At 67.7% G+C, this 1,614-nt stretch carries 1 protein-coding gene and 1 pseudogene; one reads left to right on the top strand and one right to left on the bottom strand.

The window, feature by feature from the left end; translation table 11 throughout:
• Positions 1 to 137: 137 nt before the first annotated feature.
• Positions 138 to 1,262, top strand: a complete 1,125-nt coding sequence (locus tag AB4Y86_RS18570; RefSeq protein ID WP_441403613.1) for a lipoate--protein ligase family protein — start codon at positions 138 to 140, stop codon at positions 1,260 to 1,262.
• A gap of 16 nt (positions 1,263 to 1,278) precedes the next feature.
• On the opposite strand, the pseudogene AB4Y86_RS18565 reads toward AB4Y86_RS18570, so the two are convergent.
• A pseudogene (locus AB4Y86_RS18565) lies at positions 1,279 to 1,614 on the bottom strand (aminopeptidase N); the annotation flags it as partial.

Raw genomic sequence — 1,614 nt, 5'->3', positions numbered from 1 at the left:
CTTCTGCCCCGCAAGGTCTTTAGGAAAGCCCGCACCGGTGACGGTGCGGGCTTTTCGCGTCCCGGCCACCTGCCGTCGCCGGCGGCAGGGTAGGAGCCGCTTCGGTTTTAGCCAGGAAAAGGGGCAGGATTGGGACTATGACTTCAGTCCCTTTTTCCGCGTCCTCACCCGGGCCCACAGCCCTGCCCCCTGCCGAGGATGACGGCGGACGCCGTCACGGCGAGTACAAGGTTCCCGGCGGCAAGTTGGTGGTGGCCGATCTCGAAGTCGCCGACGGCGCCCTCAGTCGCGTTTCGATCAGCGGGGACTTCTTCCTAGAACCTGACGAAGCGCTCCTGGAGATCAACCACAGCCTCACCGGCATGCCCGCGGACGCCGGTGCCGCCGACCTCGCCGCGGCCGTGAGTGCCGCCCTTCCCGCCGACGCCGTGCTGTTCGGCTTCTCCGCCGAGGCGGTCGCCATCACCGTCCGCCGGGCGTTGGCCAAGGCCACCGGCTGGGGCGACCACCGCTGGAACCTCATCGGCCCCTCCGTGCTGCCCACGCATGTCAACGTCGCGCTGGACGAGGTCCTCACCGAAGAAGTCGGCGCCGGGCGGCGCAACCCCACGCTGCGTTTCTGGGACTGGGAAGAGCCCTCGGTGGTCATCGGCAGTTTCCAGTCCGTCCGCAATGAAATCCACCCCGAGGGCGCCAGCCGGCACGGCATCAGCGTGGTCCGGCGGATCAGCGGCGGGGGAGCGATGTTCATGGAGGCGGGCAACTGCATCACCTACTCGCTCTACCTGCCGCAGACGCTCGTGGACGGCATCAGCTTCGCCGACTCCTACGCGTTCCTGGACGCCTGGGTCATGGCGGCGCTCCAGAAGGTGGGCATCAGTGCGTTCTACGTTCCGCTCAATGACATCGCCACCGACCAGGGCAAGATCGGCGGCGCCGCGCAGAAACGCCTCGCCAACGGCGGAATGTTGCACCACGTCACGATGAGCTACGACATCGACGCCGACAAGATGGTGGAGGTGCTGCGGATCGGCAAGGAAAAGCTCTCCGATAAGGGCACCACCAGCGCCAAGAAGCGCGTCGACCCGTTGCGCCGGCAGACCGGGCTGGCCCGCGCCGAGATCGTCGCCGCCATGATGGAGGTCTTCACCGAACGATACGGCGCGACGCCGTCGGAACTCACCGACGCCGAACTCGACGCCGCCCGGCTGCGGGTGGAGAACAAGTTCGGCACCATGGAGTGGCTGCACCGGGTCCCGTGATCCCTACATCACCCGGTTACGCAGTCCTCGCCTGTGCAGTAAGGGCCCGCAGCAGGTGGCTGCGTTGTTCAATGATGATCCGGCGGAGCGCCCGCGGCGCGTCCGGATGTTCGGCCAGCCACCTGTCCGACCGGGCGATCACCGGGTGCTCCGCGGGACTGCTGCCCGGGGCGTCCAGGTCCTGGCCCGCGGGGTAGAGCCCTCGGACGATCCGGCTCGCGATCTCGATGCTGCGGTCCGACCAGACCCGCTCGAGGCATTCGAAGTAGGGTTCCACGTAGCCGGCCAGCAGGGCGGCCGGGGCCGTGTTGAAGCCCGCGATGGTCGCACTGAGCAGCTGGTTGGACAACGA

The sequence above is a fragment of the Arthrobacter sp. 2YAF22_2 genome (assembly GCF_052114645.1).
GTDB lineage: Bacteria > Actinomycetota > Actinomycetes > Actinomycetales > Micrococcaceae > Arthrobacter.
Note: the sequence above shows the minus strand (reverse complement) of the source record. Positions and strands in the feature narration are given on the sequence as shown.